The following is an 18,959-nucleotide window of genomic DNA, read 5'->3' on the forward strand; positions in this document are numbered from 1 at the left end:
ATGGTCAGGTCAAATATATATCGTTTCTCAACATTTTTATTCATGATTAAACTTTGCTTCAACTGAACCGGTTGCCAGTCGTGCGAGTCGTAATTCATCCTCACACCCACCCCAGCGAGTCTTCCTATCATGAGCGTTGCCGAAACCGCTTTGCCGCCGTTCCACCTGGCGTTTCCTGTTCATAGCCTCGCCGCCGCGCGCGAGTTCTACGGCGAATTGCTCGGCTGCCCGGAAGGGCGCAGTTCGGACGCATGGGTCGATTTCAATTTCTACGGTCATCAGATCGTCGCGCATCTGGCGCCGGACGAAGTCGGTCACCGTCATACCAGCGCGGTCGATGGCGACGCGGTGCCGGTGCGCCACTTCGGCGCGGTGCTGTCGATGGAGCAATGGCAGGCCGCCGCGGACAAACTGCAGAAAGCCGGCATCGAATTCATCATCGAGCCGCATGTGCGCTTCAAGGGCGAGGTCGGCGAACAGGCGACGATGTTCTTCCTCGATCCGTCGGGTAATGCGCTCGAGTTCAAGGCGTTCGCCGATATGTCGTCGCTGTTCGCCAAATAAGCGTCGCGGGCGTTGACGCCAAGATACGGATAACCGCAAATGAAGGCTGGTCGACCATTCAGGTTGACCGGCCTATTTTCGTTGAAGGGGATGGCCACTCAGAGCAAAATCGCCCCGTCTTGCGAATCAATCTGAAAGCATGTTTCATACTATTTCGGCCAAAAAACGTGCCGCGTATCAGCAAACGTTTCATTAACTGCGCGTAAATTTATTCAACAAACGTTTGCTTTGCGGCTAATTCGCAGCTAATTCGGCGAGAGCCCTTCGCCTTCAAAAATGGCGCATTTGCTTTCAACAAGCTTCCTGACGATTTCGCCATTTTCATGCCATGCAGGCGTTGGTGCCATCGATCTAGCATAAGCGCAGATTCAATCCCTCCCTCCACCCGCATTTTCTCTGGCCCGTTTCAATGTGGATCGTCAACGTAGCGCTTAAGCGGCCATACACGTTCATCGTGATGGCAATTCTGATCGTGCTGGCGACGCCCTTCGTGCTGTTCACCATGCCCGTCGACGTGCTGCCGGATATCAACATTCCGGTCGTCAGCATCATCTGGACGTATACGGGGCTGTCGGCCGAAGACATGGCCACCCGCATCACGTCGGTCAACGAGCGCAGTCTGACCACGACGGTCAACGACATCGAACATATCGAATCGCAATCGCTCCCCGGCATCGCGATCCTGAAGGTGTTTCTGCAGCCGAACGCGAACATCCAGACGGCGATCGCGCAGACGGTCGCCATCGAGCAGGCGCAATTGAAGCAGATGCCGCCGGGCGCCACCGCGCCGCTGGTCATCAGCTACTCGGCTTCCAGTATTCCAGTCATCCAACTCGGCCTGTCGAGTCCGAAACTCTCGGAGCAGGATCTCAACGACACCGCGCTGAACTTCCTGCGACCGCAACTCGTGACGATTCCGGGCGCCGCCGTGCCGTATCCGTATGGCGGCAAATCGCGGCTGATCTCGGTCGACCTCGACACGCGCGCGATGCTGGCCAAGGGCCTGACACCTGCCGATGTGGTCAACGCGTTCAACGCGCAAAACCTGATTCTGCCCACGGGCACGGCCAAGATCGGGCCGAAGGAATACACGATCGACATGAACGGTTCGCCACCGACGTTGGAAGGTCTCAACGACATTCCGGTGCGCACCGTCAACGGCGCGACGACCTATCTGCGTGAAGTCGCGCATGTGCGCGACGGCTTCTCGCCGCAGACCAACATCGTGCGGCAGAACGGCCATCGCGGCGTGCTGATTTCGGTGCTGAAGAACGGCAACGCGTCGACGCTGTCGATCGTCGATACGTTGAAAGGCATTTTGCCGGCCGCGCGCGCCACGCTGCCGCCGGATCTGCAGATCACCGCGCTGTTCGACCAGTCGGTATTCGTGAAGGCGGCGGTGCAGGGTGTGGTGCGCGAAGCGCTGGTCGCCGCCGCGCTGACCGCCGCGATGATCCTGCTGTTCCTTGGCAACTGGCGCAGCACCTGCATCATCGCGATCTCGATTCCGCTGTCCATTCTGTCGTCGCTGATCGTGCTGCACGCGCTCGGGCAGACCATCAACATCATGACATTGGGCGGCCTCGCGCTCGCGGTCGGCATCTTGGTGGACGACGCGACCGTGACGATCGAGAACATCGAGCGGCACCTGCACTTGGGCACGAATCTGCACGATGCGATTCTCGACGGCGCCGGCGAAATCGCAGTGCCGGCGCTCGTCTCGACACTGTGTATCTGTATCGTGTTCGTGCCGATGTTCTTCCTGACCGGCGTCGCGCGCTATCTATTCGTGCCGCTCGCGGAAGCGGTGGTGTTCGCGATGCTCGCTTCGTACATCCTGTCGCGTACCCTCGTGCCGACGCTCGCGATGCTGCTGATGGGCCACGCGCACAAGCCGAAGGCGGGCACGAAGCCGAATCTGTTCATGCGTCTGTATCACCGCTTCGACGCAGGCTTCGAGCGCATGCGCGCGACTTACATCGTGATCCTGAGCAGCCTGCTCGTGCGTCGCAAGATGTTCGGCGCGCTGTTCCTCGGTTTCTGCGTGCTGTCGATGGGCCTGTTCTTTGCACTCGGCGAAGACTTCTTTCCGAGCGTCGACGCGGGCGACATCCGTCTGCACATGCGCGCGCCGACCGGCACGCGTATCGAAGAAACCGCGCGGCTGGCCGACGAGGTCGAGAAGGTGATCCGCGAAGTCGTGCCGCCCAGGGAGTTGGGCACGATTCTCGACAACCTCGGGCTGCCGTATAGCGGCATCAACCTGTCGTATAGCAATGCGGGCACGATGGGCACGCTCGACGGCGAGATCCAGATTGCGTTGAACGAAGGCCACAAGCCGTCGCAGATCTACATGGACAAGCTGCGCGCGATCCTGCCGCAGCGTTTCCCGGGCGTCGAGTTCTTCTTTCAGCCGGCCGATATCGTCACGCAGATCCTGAACTTCGGCCTGCCTGCCGCGGTGGACGTGCAGATTTCGGGCGCGAATCAGCAGGGCAACCTCGACGTCGCGCGCAAGCTGCTGAAGCAGGTGCGACTGATTCCCGGCACCGTCGACACGCATATCCAGCAGAAGCTCGACGAACCGGTGATCGATCTGCACATGGACCGCACCCGCCTGCAACAACTGAACCTGACCGCGAACGACGTCGCGCAGAACGTGCTCGTTTCGCTATCGGGCAGCTCGCAGACGTCGCCGGGCTTCTGGGTCAACAACAGGAACGGCGTGGAATACAAGGTGGCGGTGCAGACGCCGCAGTACCAGGTGTCTTCGATCGACGAACTGTTGCGCACCCCGGTCTCGGCCACGATGAACGGGCCGACGCAACTGCTCGGCAACCTCGTGCAGATCTCGCCGAAGAGCCAGTTCGCGGAAGTCACGCATTACAACATCCGTCCGGTGATCGATCTGTATGTGAGCGTTGAAAAGCGCGATCTCGGCAGCGTGGCGAATCAGGTCGACAAGATCGTCGACGAGGTGCGCGGCTCGCTGCCACGCGGCAGCACGATCACCGTGCGCGGCCAGGTACAGACGATGCGCAGTTCGTTCTTTGGGCTCGGCATCGGCGTCGCGATGGCGATCGTGCTCGTGTATCTGCTGATCGTCGTGAACTTTCAGTCGTGGGTCGATCCGCTGATCATCGTCAGCGCGTTGCCGGCGGCGCTCGCGGGGATCATGTGGATGCTGTTCCTGACCGGCACCCATCTGAGCGTGCCGGCGCTGACCGGCGCGATCATGACGATGGGCGTCGCGACCGCGAACAGTATTCTGATGGTCGCGTTCGCGCGCCAGCGGCTGTCGGCCGGCGCGCCGCCGCTCACGGCCGCGCTCGAAGCCGGCGCGAGCCGGATTCGTCCGGTGCTGATGACCGCGTTCGCGATGATCATCGGCATGATTCCGATGGCGCTCGGTCTCGGCGAGGGCGCCGAGCAGAATGCGCCGCTGGGCCGCGCGGTGATCGGCGGGTTGCTGTTCGCGACCGTATCGACGCTGTTTTTCGTGCCGCTCGTGTTTGCGGGAATTCATTCGTGGCTCGCGCGCCGTCATGAGAACGGCGGCGACGACGACAACGGCGGTGGCGACGCTGGCGGCAACGGCGGTGGCAGTGGCCGTGGCGGCCATAGTGACACCCCCGCACCGGAACCCAGCAGTGCGGCGACGCCCGCGTAAAAGTTAAACGATGGTTGACTGAGATGACCGAAAAAACTCATGCATCGCTAGCGATCCCTGCGCGGGAAACCGAAGAAGGAGAGCACCGGCTGCCGCCGCGCCATCGCGAATGGAAGCGCGCGAAGATCGCCGTCGTGATCGTGCTCGTGCTGCTCGTGGCAGGCACACTCCGCACCGTGATCGCGAACGTGCTGCAAAACCGCGAAGTCGCGGCGATCGCGCAGCAGAATGCCACGCAGTACGTGAACGTCGTCACGCCGACCCAGACCGAGGGCGGTGGCGACACGCTGCTGCCGGGCACGCTGCGCGGCTATGTCGAGTCGCCGATCTATGCACGCGCGACCGGCTATCTGCTGCACTGGTACGCCGACATCGGCACCCACGTGAAGCAGGGGCAACTGCTCGCCGAGCTCGATACGCCGGAAATCGACCAGGAACTCGCGCAGGCTCTGGCACAGCGTCAGCAGATCAATTCGAGCCTCGCGCTCGCGAAGAGTTCGCTGGACCGTTGGCAGCAGTTGCGCCAGCGCGATGCGGTGTCGCAGCAGGAACTCGATGAACGGCAGAGCACCTACACGCAGGATCTCGCGAATCTCGCGGCCGCCGATGCGAACGTCAAGCGTCTGCAGCAGCTCGAATCGTTCAAGCGGATCGTCGCGCCGTTTACCGGCGTGGTCACGCAGCGCAACGTCGACGTCGGCGATCTGATCGACGCGGGCAGCGGCACGAGCCGTGCGTTGTTCGCGCTTGCTCAATCGGACCCGTTGCGCGTCTATGTGCAGTTGCCGCAGGCCTACGCGCAGAACGTCGCGCTCGGGCAGAAGGTCGTCGTCACGCAGGCCGAGCTGCCGGGCCAGCAGTTCAACGGCAAGATCACGCATATATCTGGCGCGATCGACGTACCCACGCGCTCGTTGCAGATCGAAGTGACGCTGCCGAATCCCGACGACAAGCTGCGCCCCGGCGCGTACGTGCAGGTCGCGGTGCCGGCCGCCGCGCATGCGCGTCTCACGGTGCCCGGCAACGCGCTGCTGTTTCGCGCGGAGGGTCCGCGCCTCGCGGTCGTCGATGCAAAGGGCAAAGTGAGCCTGCGCAAGGTCGTGATCGCGGTGGACCTCGGACAGCAGCTCGAAATCGAAAGCGGTATCTCGCCGAGCGATCGCATCATCGTCAACCCGAGCGATTCGATTGCCGATGGCGATCACGTGCAGGTGCAGCCGCAGCAGAAGAACGGCAAGGGGGCGTCGTGACGTTCGCGGCTTCACGCCAGGCGCGTACGCGTGGCACTGTCTTCACCGCGCTGAGCGCGTGCGCCGGCGCGGCGCTGCTCGCCGCGTGCACGGTCGGCCCGGACTATCAGCGGCCGCAGGCCGAGGTGCCGCCCGAATGGCACACCGATTCGTTCTGGCGCGTCGCCGCGCCGTCGCATGCGCCGATCGCGCCGGACTGGTGGACGGGCTTCGCCGACCCCACGCTCGCGACGCTCGAAACCCAGGCACTCGCGCAGAACCAGACGCTCGCCGCCGCGAGCGCGCACTACGAGCAGGCAAAGGCGACGCTCGCGAACACCAGCGCGCAGCGCGTGCCGGAAGTCGATTTCAACGCACAGGCCTCGCGCTTCCGTATTTCGCACGACCGGCCGCTGACGAACTACGCGACGCCGACCGAATCGACGGTGCAGAACAACCTCCAGCTCGGGCCGACGATCAGCTATGACACCGATCTGTTCGGCCGCATCCGTCGTCAGGTCGAGGGCGCGCAGGCGTCGGCCGAACAGTCGGCTGACGATCTCGCGAACGCGCGCCTCGTGCTGACGACCGACCTCGCCACCGACTACTTCTCGCTGCGTGAGCTCGACAACGAGATCGACGTGCTGAACCAGTCGGTGAAGCTGCAGCAGAAAGCGCTCGACTACGTGAACACCGAGCACGATCTCGGTTCGGTATCGGGCCTCGACGTGCTGCAGCAGAAATCGCAGCTCGATTCGACGCGCGTGCAGGCGCAACTGCTGCTCAATCAGCGCGCGCAGTTCGAGCATGCGATCGCCGCGCTGGTCGGCGTGCCGGCACCGCAGTTCGCGATCGAGCCGAAGGTGCTCGACATCAAGGCGCCGACCGTACCGCTCGGCGTGCCGAGCGACGTGCTGCAAAGGCGTCCCGACGTCGCCTCGGCGGAACGTGCGATGGCGGCGGCCAACGCGCAGATCGGCGTGGCCAAGGCGGCGTTCTTCCCGAGCCTCACGTTGACGCCGGGCATCGGCTGGGAGAGCACCGAGTTCGCCAATCTGCTGAGCGCGCCGACGCTGATGTGGACGCTCGGCGCGACGGTCGGTCAAGTGATCTTCGACGGCGGCCGGCGCGCGGCCAACGTCCAGTACGCGAGCGCGGGCTACAAGGCGACCGAGGCGAATTATCGGCAGACCGTGCTGAGCGCGTTCCAGCAGGTACAGGACGGCATCACAGGACTGTCGGTGCTCGACGGCGCGGCGAAGCAGTCGCGCGAGGCGGTCGAGGACGCGCAGCGGCTGCTGTCGCTCGCGAACGATCGCTATTCGGGCGGCCTCGTCGCGTATCTGAACGTGATCGACGCGCAGGAGTCGCTGCTGACCAGCGAGCGCACGGACGTGCAGATTCACGGCCAGCAGTTGACGCTGTCGGTGGCGCTCGTGAAGGCGCTCGGCGGCGGCTGGGAGGGCGGCGCGCAAGGTGGCGCAATGGCCGGGAACGAGGCTGCCCCTACGAACGCGACAGCGAACGTCGCCAGTGCTACGGCATCGCCGCAGCAAGCGCCAGCCGGCGGCGCGCAGCAGAAGGAGATACCGGCTCCTGCACACTGAATCGCCCCGGCAGAGCTTCCATGGCGAGGGAGTGGGATCGGCGCGAGGCATCAGGGGCGTTTCGTATAATGGACAGTTGGCCGCCAAACGTGGCATGGGGACGCGGATGAAATTGCTGATCGTTGAAGACGAGCACAAGGTGGTGGACTACCTGCGCTCCGGTTTGACAGAGCAGGGCTGGGTCGTCGATGTCGCGCTCGACGGCGAGGAAGGCATGCATCTGGCCACCGAATTCGATTACGACGTGATCGTCCTCGACGTGATGCTGCCTAAGCGCGACGGCTTCAGCGTGCTGAAGGCGCTGCGCATGCGCAAGTCGACGCCGGTCATCATGCTGACCGCGCGCGATCACGTGAACGACCGCGTGCGCGGCCTGCGCGAAGGCGCGGACGACTACCTGACCAAACCGTTCTCGTTCCTCGAACTGGTCGAGCGTCTGCATGCGCTCGCGCGCCGCACGCGTTCGCAGGAGTCCACGTTGATTTCCGTCGGCGATCTGTTCGTCGATCTGATCGGCCGCCGCGCGACGCGCGACGGCGTACGCCTCGACCTGACCGCCAAAGAGTTTCAACTGCTCAGCGTGCTCGCGCGCCGTCAGGGCGACATTCTTTCGAAGACCGCGATCACCGAACTCGTGTGGGACGTCAACTTCGACAGCCACACGAACGTCGTCGAAACCGCGATCAAGCGGCTGCGCGCGAAGCTCGACGGCCCGTTCCCGTCGAAGCTGCTGCACACGGTGCGCGGCATGGGCTACGTGCTCGAAGTGCGCGAAGAGGCCGAGACATCATGAACCGTTCGATTGCCCGCCGTCTCGCGTCGATGTTCGCGCTGGTCGCGCTGTTCGTGTTTACGCTCGTCGGCACGGGGCTCTTTCTGGTGCTGCGCACGCAGCTCGAACATCATCTGCGCGAGTCGCTCGACGATCGCACGCAAATCGCGCGCATCATCGTCTATCACGCGGTGACGCCCGAAAAATGGCGGATATGCCGCGAAAAACTCACCGACATGACGCCGCACGACGGCAGCACCGTGTACTCGGTGACGAGCGCGGACCCGAGCTATCACTTCGGCACGCCGGTGCAGGGCACCGTCACGAAGAGCTGGCCGGGCGGCTATGCGCGCATCGCGCCGGCGGGCGGCGGCCCCGACATGCTGACCTCGACGGTGACCTTGCCCGCCAACGCCGCGCGGCCGCCGGTGCAGTTGCAGCTCGCGTCGAGCTATTCACCGAACCTGCGCACGATGCGCGTGTTCGGCTCGGCGCTCGCGGCGCTGTCCGCGCTCGGCAGTCTCGCGGTGCTGCTGCTCAGCTACTCGGTCACGCGCATCGGTCTCGCACCGCTCACGCGTCTGACGCGCGACGCATCGGCGGTCAGCCCGAACAACCGCTCGCAGCGGCTCAATACGGCGTCGCTGCCGCTCGAACTGAACGACCTCGCGAACTCGTTCAACGGCGCGCTCGAACGGCTCGACGGCGCCTACGGCCGGCTCGAATCGTTCAACGCAGACGTCGCGCATGAACTGCGCACGCCGGTCACGATCCTGATCGGCCAGACCGAGGTCGCGCTGACCCGCAACCGTTCGGTCGACGATCTGCGCCACACGCTGCAATCGAATCTCGAAGAATTCGAGCGGATGCGCACGATCATCAACGACATGCTGTTCCTCGCGCGCGCCGATCAGGGCGAACGCGCGACGGGGCTCGTCGAGGTGTCGCTCGCGGCGGAACTCGCGCATACGCTCGAGTTTCTGGAGATTCCGCTCGAAGAGGCGCACGTGCATGCGCAGTTGCACGGCGATGCGTTCGCGCGCGTGAACCGGTCGCTGTTCGGCCGCGCGTGCACGAACCTGCTGATGAACGCGATCCAGCATTGCGAGCCGGGCGCGTCGATCAGCGTGACGATCGCGCGCGGGAAAGGACCGATGCGCGACCAGGTGCGCGTCGCCGTGGCAAATCCTGGCGAGCCGATCGCGCCGGACGTCCTCGAACATCTGTTCGACCGTTTCTATCGCGCGGAAGTCTCGCGCACCAATAGCCGCGAAAACCACGGGCTAGGGCTCGCGATCGTGAAGGCGATCGCGGAGATGCATCGCGGCACCGTGTCCGCGCACAGCGCCAACGGCGTCAACACGTTCTCGTTTTCGGTGGCGGCGTCGGCGCTGTCCACGTCAGGCGACGTGCCGGCCATGCGTGCGAACGCGACCGGCGTCGCCGGCGACAGCGCCTATTCGTCGCTCGCGAAAGGCAAGTCGGCCTGAACCGGCAGGCGCGGCTTCAGCGCCTGTTCGCTGGCCGTCGTCAGCGTGCTGATGCGCACGCCCAATAGCCGCAGCTTGCGGTTCAACTCCACGCGTCGCAAACATTCGGTCGCCGCGCGGCGGATTTCGCTCGCGTCGGCGGTCGGTTCGTCGAGCGTCAGGTCGCGCGTGACGGTGTGGAAATCGTCGTAACGCAGCTTGATGCCGATCGTGCGGCCCACGTAACCCTTGCGCACGAGATCGTCGGCGACACGCACAGCCCCGTAAACGCGCTCGATAACGCCGGTCGATCGTGGCGCGGATGCAGATCGCGCTCGAACGTGGTCTCGCGGCTGATCGACTTCGGCTCCGATTCGACCACCACGGGCCGCTCGTCGTGACCCTGTGCGACCTGCATCAGCCAGGCGGAATAGCTGCGCCCGAAGTTGTCCTGCAACAACCCGGCGTCGGCGGCGGCCAGATCGCCGACCGTCGCGAGGCCGAGTGTGGTCAGCTTCTGCGCGGCCTTCGGGCCGATGCCGTTGACCTTGCGTACCTGCAGCGGCCACACGCGCAGCGGTATATCGGCCGGCGTCAGGATCGTCAGGCCGTCAGGCTTGTCGAGTTCGGAGCCGATCTTCGCGAGCAGCTTGTTCGGCGCGACGCAGATCGAACACGTGAGACCGGTGGCCTGATGAACGGCGTCCTTGATGCGCCGGCCGATGTCGGCCGGTTCGCCCGGCAGGTCGGTCAGGTCGATATAGATCTCGTATGGCGAACGTGGGCGGGGTAACTCTGGACGCTCTGGTTGTAACTATCTGATTTGTATAAAACAATCAGTCACGTTTTTCTTAAAAAAAGACATTTGAGAAGCTCAGTGTCGCCCAACCTACCTGTTTTGGTCGTTTTTGGTAAGTTAGGATACATTTGCTCGGTAAGGTGGTACGCGCATTAAAAGTCCAACTCGAACTGCGACGACGCCTCGCTCGCCGTCGTTCCCGCACGTTGGAGGCCGCCCGCCTTGACCCCCAGTAGCCTGATGGATTTAACAAGTTCGACCCGTTTCAGGCATTGGGTGGCCGCGTGACGCAGTGCCTTAGCGTCCGCAACAGGTTCTGGGAGAGTGACGTCACGCGTTACTGTCTGAAAGTCGTTGAAGCGAAGTTTGATCCCGATCCTTCGCGCGAGATAGCCTTTACGCTGCAAATCTAGCGCCACCTGCTCGCATAAACGGGTAAATGCGGTACCGAGTTCCTGCTTGTGCCGTACGGCGTGCAGGTCTTGCTCGAATGTAGTCTCTCGGCTCATCGAGACAGGCTCGCTATGAGTCACCACTGGCCTGTCGTCGAGCCCATGGGAAACTTGGCGAAGCCATGACCCATAGCTCCGTCCGAACTGTTCGATCAGCCATTGCTCGCCGCATGCGGCAATTTCACCGATCGTCGTTATCCCGAGAGACGTCAGCTTGGCGTTGGCCTTCGGCCCAATACCGTTGATTTTTCCGGCAGCCATCGGCCAGATCCTTGCTTGCAAATCTTCAAGCCGCAAAATTGTGATTCCGTCTGGCTTTTCCATGTCGGAACACAATTTTGCCAAGAGCTTGTTTGGCGCAATTCCAACCGAACAGGTCAGATTGGTCGCCTCGACGACCGCGGATTTCAGGTTCCGCGCAATTTGCTCCGATTCGTCATTCAAGAACGATAGATCGGCATAGACCTCATCTATTCCCACGTCCTCGATTGTAGGACTTACGGATCGAACTGCTTCCTTGAACAGTCGTGAGTATGTTCGGTACAGGTCAAAGTTCACCGGAAGGAGAATGGCATTTGGCGCCAGTCGGGCCGCCTTCATCGCCGGCATCCCAGAGTGAACTCCGAGCGCTCGTGCTTCGTAGGTTGCAGTCGTCAATACACCTCTGCCCGTATAGTCGCGTAACCGCGAGAATTCACGCGTGCCGTCCGCGTTCGTTCGGGGCGCATCCGAACGACGGCCCGCGACCACCATGGCTTGGCCTCGCAGTTCTGGATACTGCGAAAGTTCACAAGACGCAAAGAATGCATCCATGTCAATGTGGGCTATGCGCCTATGATCTGGCATGCCTTGATACTCAAAATAGCGTTCAGTGTCTAGCTGGGCCAACGCGGCGCTCCGCAGAGCCCCGGATGATGAACATCGAAACATTGAGAAATCGCGTTCTCCCCATCAAATGCCTAAACTGTACATCCATACAGTATTTTTGTCAGGTGGCGGCACCATTTTTGTAATATAAATGGGGAGTTCCGGCGAGGGCTGGGCTGCTTCCTCATGTCTATTCGGGTGGGCGACGGAGGAGACAAAGTCCGACCCGGTTGCAAAGGAGGTGTGCTACTTCCATCGATGAAACGTTGAAGCGGATCGTCACATGCAGTCGCGTATCGACGCACCCTACGTTTCGGCGCTTGAGGCGGATGGCAAGACTGTCCGTCGTCGACGGGTTTCATGTGCAGGGCCCGATTGCTTTTCTCTCGGGGCCCCGCGCCCAAGCCCCAACTCGAACTGCGCTGAGGAACCGAAAGAATGATAGCGAGCATCGCGTCGCCGGCAAAGATCGGCCATCTTCAGCCGATCAACTTCGGCCTATGAGAAACAGTTCAACGACCGCTCCCAGGCCGTTATCGGACGTCGCGCCGGCTCCCGCCGCTTGCTGGTTTGCCTTGTGGTCAAGAGGGGATGTCTGCATTCGCGTGAGTTTTTCGCGAGCCGCCGAGGCGACGGCGTCGTCATCGATCGAGACATGCCGGCCACGTGCTGACTGCAGGCACGTCTGGGCGAACACGCGGCGTCGTGCGGCGCGATTCGACGTCCGATCGGCCTACGGTCGCCGCCGCGATGATGCCCGGTCGGGCATGGCTTTCGTACAGTAGCCTGCGCTACAGCCGGGACGAAGCTGCTTGAGCTGACCGGCCGTTCGCGGTTGATCGCAGCAGCGGTGTTCGCGTACGTTGCGTTCGACTGTCTTTGCTTCGCCGAGCCGCGTTGATCGCCGCTCGCGCTCGCTCTGCTGGTGAACATCGGACGCCGAACGTCACGCAGCCGACAAGATCCGCTCGGCACAGGAATAAAACGCGCGCACCGGTTGTTCTGCTGTTTGAGACGCTCACCCCGCTTTTGATCAGCCACGCATTCAGCCGAAGGGAAGTTACACAATGGGAATGGACTTCAGTGCGCTAAACCAATATGCACGCCGCGAGTACAAGTTTGCTCAGAGCGACTCTTTTCAGAAGATCAATCGAGACGTAATGGGCAGCAACTATTCGGAAAGTCTGGCCCATGGTGTTTGTATGGGCGCCGTGCTGAACTGGGTCAAGGAAAAAATGACCACCTCCAACGGCATTCTGAAGAAGGACGGTCCGTTGCTGAACCCGACGACGAAGCGGTTCGCCAATCCGTTGAATCCAGTCAGCCGCATGAGCCAAGGCATTTCGCCGCCGGCGGGTTCCCCGCTCGCAAGTTTGATCGACAAGGGTAAAAGCGGTCCGCGCAACGCAGATACCATGCTGGCTGCCGCGATGACGCAAAACGCTTACAGCGGCAGACCGGTGAGCACGGTCGCCCGCGAACTGGGGCTCGTAGAAGCAGACTGGGAAGACGACATTCATATCGCACAGGAACCGGCGCCCGGCGGCGGTGTCAACCGACTTGACGACAAGACCATTGCGGAAGCTGGGGAAAACCTCCGCCAAGGCAGGGCGGTCATCATCGAGGTCGAATGCACGCAAGGCAAGCATGCGATCGCGTTCTATCGTAGCCGCGGTGGGTCGTTGTATTTCTTCGATCCCAACGCCGGAGTCTACGCGCTTGACACGCCGTATAAGGAGTATGGCGATGGCTTCGTGGTCGATGCCACGCTGCTCGCGTTCGTCAAGTCCTGGCTCGATGCCTACGTAAAGCAGAGAAGTTTCAAATTCACGACACCGCACCGAAATTTTTATCACGTGTTCAAGCGGAGCACTGCTTGATGGCTAGCAGCTCGCGACGTCGCGAAGGCTCTGCCATGCACGGCGTCGTCGTAGTCATTCGGGCACGCGTGTTCGGCGAGGGTGGTCAGTGCCGGCGCCGGATCGCCGCGACGCAAGCCGCCGCAAAAATCACCTCACGGCCGCACGCGTTGCGGCACCCCGACGTGTGTCGACCGCAATTCGGGACTCGACGCCGCCGCGTGCGCATCGAAGCGCCCACGCACGCGGTGCAGGCAGCTCACGGGTTACCACCGGTTCGACGGCCGTCCGCGGCCAATGCTGCCGGCCAACTTCGGGCGATGCCTCCGCTGCGCACGGTCGCAACAGGGTTTTGCCGGCGGACCAAGACCGTCGAGCCACAATGCGCGGTGACGCAGGAAGCCGTGGCCGTTGTTCCCTCGGAATGAGCCATTCAACAAGGAAAAGTCGAGTCAACGAACGTCCGTTGTACCTTGGAAGCCGCCCTATATGTCGCGCTGGGTCGACGGGCCGCTGCGGGTCGACCTTCGCGTGTCGGCGAGCCGACGAGCCACCGTTCAGCAGTTGATAACACCGGCGAATGTGATTGACGTGTAGAACGGTCTCCAGGCATGGGGCGCTAAAATTGTACGTAGCATTGGTCCGTTCCGTGGAACCGATTGCCCCATCCCGATCTATCAACGGCAGGCAACCATGAACACTCACTACGCGTGTTTCGTTCGTCCGGCGCTGGCTGCAATTTGCGTGGCTTCCCTCGCAACGCTCGCCGCTTGCGGCGGAAACGCCTGTTTCGGCCTCGACAGTTGCGGTGGCGGAAACGTGACGCCAACCGTCGCTATATCCGGCACGGCCGCCACCGGTAGTGCGGTCGCCAGCGCGACGGTCAGCTTCAGTTGTGTGCAGGGCTCGGGCTCCACGCTGTCCGACGGCGGTGGACACTACGCGATTACGTTCAATGCCACGCCTCCCTGCATCCTCACCGTGACCTCTGGTGGCATTGGCCTGCATTCGGTGGCATTTGCCGGCGGCACCTTCAATACGACGCCAGAGACCGAACTGATGTTTGTCTACATCGCTTCGCAACTCGGCACGAGCGAGAGCGGTCTGATTGCGGGCTTCCCGACCAACTCACAGTTCCAGGAGGTGCTGGCAAACCAGGCCGACGTGCAAGCTGCGCAATCGGCAGTCGTCACGAATCTACAGCAGCGCTATGCGGTCACGCTGGCGGCACCGGCATTTCTAACGACATCCTTTACCGTTGGCCAAATAGGTGTCGACAGCGACCTGGGCGCGCTAGCGGCAGCAGGGGCTCTCGACGCCAATGGCATGCCCGATCAGGCCGCCGTCTCGCTGCTGTCCGCGGCGGGTCTCGCCCATCCGCTTACAGCGACGTCCGCACCTTTTTCCGGCACTGGGAGTACGGGCAGCAACGGCGGAATGATGTGACGTGCGGCGAGCCCGGGGCCATCGAGTCAGCCCCGGCGCCACAAGAGGTTGCGCTCGTCTACCTGGAAGAACACCACCCATCTTCCTGCTGCGCAGCGTGGGCAGTGAGCATCGTGGACTGGAGTCGGCCATGAAGCGTCATTCGCCCGCACCATAGCTGGGACATTCGAAAGTCGGCTCCGCTCAGCAAACGGCCATTCATTTCGCAGAGTCGAACGCTGCGTTTCGGCCTTTGCCGACGTTCGTCGATCGACGCTAACGCATCCGCCCATCGCTCCAGATCGGCCATTCACCGCGCGACGACTTCGAACGGCTGCTACCGTGGCCTCGCTGAATGCTTAAACTCGACCCCAAACTGCCATTCGGCAAGCTTGGGGATGCGATTGCGCGCGCCGGTGCCTCTTCAGCTGCCGCAGCTCCGGTTTCGGCTTCGCGGCGCCAGGCGCGGTTCTCGTCACACAAACGGGAGACGATCAGAGATCACCGCTCGTGATCTTTTCGCTAACTGGCGCAGCCTCGGGTCTCGGCTGGCCAAAATCTTGTCGTCTTCCGACTCCGCGATTTCGACGACGTCCCTGCAACTAGCATCCATTTATCCATTTCGATTCGACAAACGGGCAGTGAGAGGTCGAAAAAACCATGGGAGAAAGCAATGGCAAGCGCGCCCCTCAATATTGACGATTCGGGCTGCAGCCTTGAAATCAGCGTCGACGGGACACCGGCAAGCTCACGTCGTGTCCGGGCCGGTGACCAGCAAAATGAAGCAGCATTATTTTGCAGTGAGTTTCTCTCTGTCGACATCGATCAGATCGTCAGCGATCTAAATGAAAATGGATATTACGCCTTCCCCTCGGCGATATCGCAATACACGCTGAAAACCATCGAGCGCGACGCGACACAAACGAGAATTGGGCTGAATGAAAACGCCATCAGCGGCGTCTACTCCGAGAAACAGTACTACCTGACCAATCTTCTCGCAGTTTCGAAGACCTTCTACAACTTTGCCACCTCGTCGTTAGTGCTCAAAATCTGCGAGCGATATCTGGGCAACGAATTCCGGCTGAAAGCGCTGCGCTATTATGAAACATATGGTGGACACCATATGCAGTGGCACACCGACAACAAGACTGACAAAGCATTCGCTCATATTCCGGGAATCATCTTTATTTTTTATGTCTCGGAGGTCGAGGATGGCGAGTTTCAATATATCGAAGGCTCTCACCTTTGGTCGGGCGAAAAGGCATATAGCGACTTTACCGACGAGTTTATCGAAGCGAACTACGCGTCCGCGATCAGAAGCTTCAAGATGCCCAGTGGCTCCTTGCTGATCTACAACACATACGGCATACACAGAGCGAGGCCCGTCAACAACAAGACTTTCGTCAGGAAAAGCGTCTTCCTCCAGGTAGACAGCGAAATCCAAAGGTCCGAGCCGATTATCGTCAACACCGAATTCATCACCCGGTTGAATGACCAGATCTCGATGTTTTTGGGCTTTGGGCAACCGTCCGACTATGAGGTCTTTCCAAAAACCACGCTGAACTCCTTGACCCTCGACAAGAAGATCATCCGCGTGATGACGAGATATGTTTTGTATCGCCTCTCCCGCGGGGCTTTTTCCAGGCTCCCGCAGTCTGTCCGACTCGCCGTCAGGCGGCTCATCAAAAGGTAGTCGGTTGGTGTCCAGGCGCTCGTCCTGATGTAGCCTGAGCACCGAGCCTTCGAAAAGGGCGTCGAAACAGCCGTCGGCGCCGCCAGCGCCGGAAGGCGCGATAGATGTGCGTGTAGTGGGTCTCAGAGCGTCTGCACTGGTCCTTCGCGATGTGCAGTTCTTCCACTGGCAACCGACATACAGCACCTTCAGGATGTAGTTGAACATCGCGTGCGCACTGACGGTACGCGGTGGACCGCGACGGCACGGGCCGACTACGCGCCGATCGTTTCGATTCGTCGACGGCCGTTGCACCTCGAGAGCCGCCGATGGCCGCGGTGCGACCCCAACGGCGGTTGAGGGTCGGTACGCGTCAGCTGGTTGAGGCGCGCGTCGGCGAGCAGCGCATGAACGCCGACGATCGCGGGAGGAGGGTCTCTTGTCGGCATGCGGAGAAAATCGGTTCCCCGGTTTTCCCTTCGATGTCCGTGGGCTTGGTCCATCTGAGCAAACTGAGCAAACTGAGCAAACTGAGCAAACTGAGCAAACTGAGCAAACAACGTGAAGCTTCCGCCGACGTATTCCCGCCGACGTTAAATCGGTGCTCGCCGCCACGGGTTCTTCGAAAAGAGTTCGCAGCCAGACCCAACAGAGAGTAGACGGGCCTGGAACATGGCTAAGGATTGCGCGTTCAGCGTCCCCATACTCGTCGTTAAATGTCGGGTACTGCCGCTCAGTGCGTATCCTGCCTCACATACCGTAGATTGTCGCGCACGCGTCTGGTCACAAGGGAGGTTAGGTAAATAGGTGCGACTGTGCGGATTTGAGGTGAACCGCACCGGGTGAGGCGCAGTTGGGAGCCGTTGCGGTCCGGACAATGTCGAAAAAGACATACTGCGTTTGTGTGCGCTGCAGCAGTCTCACTTTTGATTCAACATTGTGAACCGGTATGCGGGTAAGCCCTTGAATGTTGATCAGAAAGTGTTCTTCAACTGGGGTGCGACCCGGCATGAAAATGATATTTGCTGCTCTGCACAAATGCGCCATACTATTCACTAACGGAACGGATACGCAGCACGCATGCGCTCGGGCCGCAGCATGGTGGAGACCTCTGCGGCCGCTTCCGATCGTCAATGGCGAGCTATGCAGGCGGCATGCGCGAAGAAGCTTCGAACCATTTTCGTCGATCAACCGGGAGGTGGACATGCTGACTTTGGCCGAATTGCAAAGCACGCTGCAAATCGAGTACGAACTGCAGCTCGAAGCGATGGACGAGCCGACATTGCGTGGGCTGCTCGCGGATCCGATTGCACTCAACGCACTGGTGCCGGCTTTTATGAGCTTTGCGGAGGGGCGCCGGATAGCGGAAGCAACACTTGTACAACTGCTCGCTCGCGAGCCGTCGAACGCCGAACGGGGCATTCCGCATGAGGCCGCGCCCCTTTGGGCGCAGTGGCTCAAACCATTCTGGATGCTGCCGCTCTTCGGTGCACGCAAGGGCGAGTAAAGGCGCTCGACCGACCCGATCAACGCCGAATGGAATTGCGCTGGACCATGCATACCGATATCGCGACCGTCCAAGCGACAGAGGCCGGCCAGCTACGGACGTTGGTCGGCACCTTCGCGCAGACGTTCCGACTTCTGCTACCCCGCAGTACCCGCCGCTCGGGCAGGCAGGCTCCGTCTTGTTGTACCGCGATATGTTTGTTCGACGCCCGGCCCGCTTCATCGTCTCGATGATATACACGAGTATAAGAGCCCGACGCTCACGTACGACTGCGGCAACCGTTCGTAGAATGGCCGTCTTGGGACCATCCGCATATCATGGTTCCATGGACGGTGCGATTGTTATGTAGGAGGCGAGGATCGAATCGGCAGGGCTTAGTTTGGACGCTTGTGAACAGTTGTAGGACATCACCCGGCCAACGCGTTGACACAATGAGTCTCCTCAGGTTCCTACCTTCCCACCCCTGGGAAAAACGGAACCTCCTTCGAAGCCGGCTTCCGCCGGCTTTTTTTTACCGGGCGGTCAGCGAGCGGCGGAAAGCGCCTGCCACCGGTAGACAGGCGCAGACCCCGGCCAGGTACGGCGCGTCGACCTCGACCTCGGGCCGAGGTTTCAACGTCGGTTGAGGTACAAGCCCTCGATTTGTTGCACATCGACGACTGCCAGAGCAGGTACTTGCCGGCCAGGAATGCCCAATGAAGTTCAGGCTGCGGGACATAAGGAGAGGAAGACGATGAAAAAGATTGGATACCCCCGCTTCACCGCCATCGAGCTGTGGGTCCTCGCCGTCTCCATCGTCATCGCAGTCGGAGTACAGATATGAGTGTAGCGCCCACGCCAGCGCATCGCTCGTGCCTCCCTCCTAACGACTTTTCCGACTGTCTGCTCCGCCAGCTAAAGCTCCCGTTGAGATACCGTCGGTCGAGGGGCAGAAGTGGGTCGAAGAACGAAACCGCTCGCGCGGTAGAGGGCTCCGGTCCGACGCGGGAGGTCAGGGCGAGGCCGGTCACGCGGTTTTATGTTGGCGAATGAGGCAATCCGCCTCGTTCTCCAGCAGGAGCCGAATC

Annotated in this window: 11 protein-coding genes and 1 pseudogene; 10 read left to right on the forward strand and 2 right to left on the reverse strand. The window is 61.4% G+C overall.

All coding sequences use genetic code 11. From position 1 onward, the window contains the following. Positions 1-129: 129 nt before the first annotated feature. From F6X40_RS28605 to F6X40_RS28630, 6 genes are all read left to right on the forward strand, one after another. Positions 130-564, forward strand: a complete 435-nt coding sequence (locus F6X40_RS28605; protein ID WP_008918388.1) for a VOC family protein — start codon at positions 130-132, stop codon at positions 562-564. A gap of 409 nt (positions 565-973) precedes the next feature. Further along, positions 974-4,234 (forward strand): efflux RND transporter permease subunit, encoded by a 3,261-nt coding sequence (locus F6X40_RS28610; protein ID WP_187630126.1) that lies wholly within the window; start codon positions 974-976, stop codon positions 4,232-4,234. Positions 4,235-4,257: 23 nt separating this feature from the next. Beyond that, a complete protein-coding gene (locus F6X40_RS28615; RefSeq protein ID WP_187630127.1) occupies positions 4,258-5,484 on the forward strand; it encodes an efflux RND transporter periplasmic adaptor subunit in 1,227 nt (408 codons plus the stop codon). A gap of 50 nt (positions 5,485-5,534) precedes the next feature. Beyond that, positions 5,535-7,070: an efflux transporter outer membrane subunit gene (locus F6X40_RS28620; protein ID WP_187630134.1), complete on the forward strand. Its 1,536-nt coding sequence runs from the start codon at positions 5,535-5,537 to the stop codon at positions 7,068-7,070. Between the two features lie 106 nt (positions 7,071-7,176). Next, positions 7,177-7,863: a heavy metal response regulator transcription factor gene (locus tag F6X40_RS28625; RefSeq protein ID WP_018424874.1), complete on the forward strand. Its 687-nt coding sequence runs from the start codon at positions 7,177-7,179 to the stop codon at positions 7,861-7,863. Next, entirely contained in the window at positions 7,860-9,332 is a 1,473-nt protein-coding gene (locus tag F6X40_RS28630; protein WP_187630128.1) for a heavy metal sensor histidine kinase, read from the forward strand. The genes F6X40_RS28625 and F6X40_RS28630 overlap by 4 nt, the downstream gene beginning before the upstream one ends. Here the strand turns inward: F6X40_RS28630 and F6X40_RS28635 are convergent. Further along, positions 9,299-10,080 (reverse strand): annotated as a pseudogene (locus tag F6X40_RS28635) (Y-family DNA polymerase); the annotation flags it as partial. The gene F6X40_RS28630 and the pseudogene F6X40_RS28635 sit on opposite strands and share 34 nt — an antisense overlap. 182 nt (positions 10,081-10,262) lie before the next feature. Beyond that, positions 10,263-11,408: a DNA polymerase IV gene (gene dinB / locus F6X40_RS28640; protein ID WP_184071581.1), complete on the reverse strand. Its 1,146-nt coding sequence runs from the start codon at positions 11,406-11,408 to the stop codon at positions 10,263-10,265. 1,088 nt (positions 11,409-12,496) lie between these two features. On the opposite strand from dinB, the gene F6X40_RS28645 reads away from it, so the two are divergent. The 4 genes from F6X40_RS28645 to F6X40_RS28660 all read left to right on the forward strand — a co-directional run bounded on the left by F6X40_RS28645 (position 12,497) and on the right by F6X40_RS28660 (position 17,892). After that, positions 12,497-13,309 carry a hypothetical protein gene (locus F6X40_RS28645; RefSeq protein ID WP_187630129.1) on the forward strand — a complete coding sequence of 271 codons (813 nt, stop codon included), beginning with the start codon at positions 12,497-12,499 and terminating at the stop codon, positions 13,307-13,309. Between the two features lie 672 nt (positions 13,310-13,981). Next, positions 13,982-14,734, forward strand: a complete 753-nt coding sequence (locus tag F6X40_RS28650; RefSeq protein WP_187630130.1) for a hypothetical protein — start codon at positions 13,982-13,984, stop codon at positions 14,732-14,734. A 652-nt stretch (positions 14,735-15,386) separates the two neighbouring features. Next, positions 15,387-16,406 (forward strand): phytanoyl-CoA dioxygenase family protein, encoded by a 1,020-nt coding sequence (locus F6X40_RS28655; RefSeq protein ID WP_187630131.1) that lies wholly within the window; start codon positions 15,387-15,389, stop codon positions 16,404-16,406. A 1,183-nt stretch (positions 16,407-17,589) separates the two neighbouring features. Continuing rightward, a complete protein-coding gene (locus F6X40_RS28660; RefSeq protein WP_187630132.1) occupies positions 17,590-17,892 on the forward strand; it encodes a hypothetical protein in 303 nt (100 codons plus the stop codon). The last annotated feature ends 1,067 nt before the right edge of the window (positions 17,893-18,959 follow it).

The sequence above is a fragment of the Paraburkholderia sp. UCT31 genome (genome assembly GCF_014397655.1).
GTDB lineage: Bacteria > Pseudomonadota > Gammaproteobacteria > Burkholderiales > Burkholderiaceae > Paraburkholderia > Paraburkholderia tuberum.

Excerpts from the sequence above, each read along its gene's own strand:
- F6X40_RS28645 (WP_187630129.1), top strand. The coding sequence starts at position 12,497 with ATGGGAATGGACTTCAGTGCGCTAAACCAATATGCACGCCGCGAGTAC.
- F6X40_RS28615 (WP_187630127.1), top strand. The coding sequence starts at position 4,258 with ATGACCGAAAAAACTCATGCATCGCTAGCGATCCCTGCGCGGGAAACC.
- dinB (WP_184071581.1), bottom strand. The coding sequence starts at position 11,408 with ATGCCAGATCATAGGCGCATAGCCCACATTGACATGGATGCATTCTTT.
- F6X40_RS28630 (WP_187630128.1), top strand. The coding sequence starts at position 7,860 with ATGAACCGTTCGATTGCCCGCCGTCTCGCGTCGATGTTCGCGCTGGTC.
- F6X40_RS28605 (WP_008918388.1), top strand. The coding sequence starts at position 130 with ATGAGCGTTGCCGAAACCGCTTTGCCGCCGTTCCACCTGGCGTTTCCT.
- F6X40_RS28650 (WP_187630130.1), top strand. The coding sequence starts at position 13,982 with ATGAACACTCACTACGCGTGTTTCGTTCGTCCGGCGCTGGCTGCAATT.
- F6X40_RS28625 (WP_018424874.1), top strand. The coding sequence starts at position 7,177 with ATGAAATTGCTGATCGTTGAAGACGAGCACAAGGTGGTGGACTACCTG.
- F6X40_RS28610 (WP_187630126.1), top strand. The coding sequence starts at position 974 with ATGTGGATCGTCAACGTAGCGCTTAAGCGGCCATACACGTTCATCGTG.
- F6X40_RS28655 (WP_187630131.1), top strand. The coding sequence starts at position 15,387 with ATGGCAAGCGCGCCCCTCAATATTGACGATTCGGGCTGCAGCCTTGAA.
- F6X40_RS28660 (WP_187630132.1), top strand. The coding sequence starts at position 17,590 with ATGCTGACTTTGGCCGAATTGCAAAGCACGCTGCAAATCGAGTACGAA.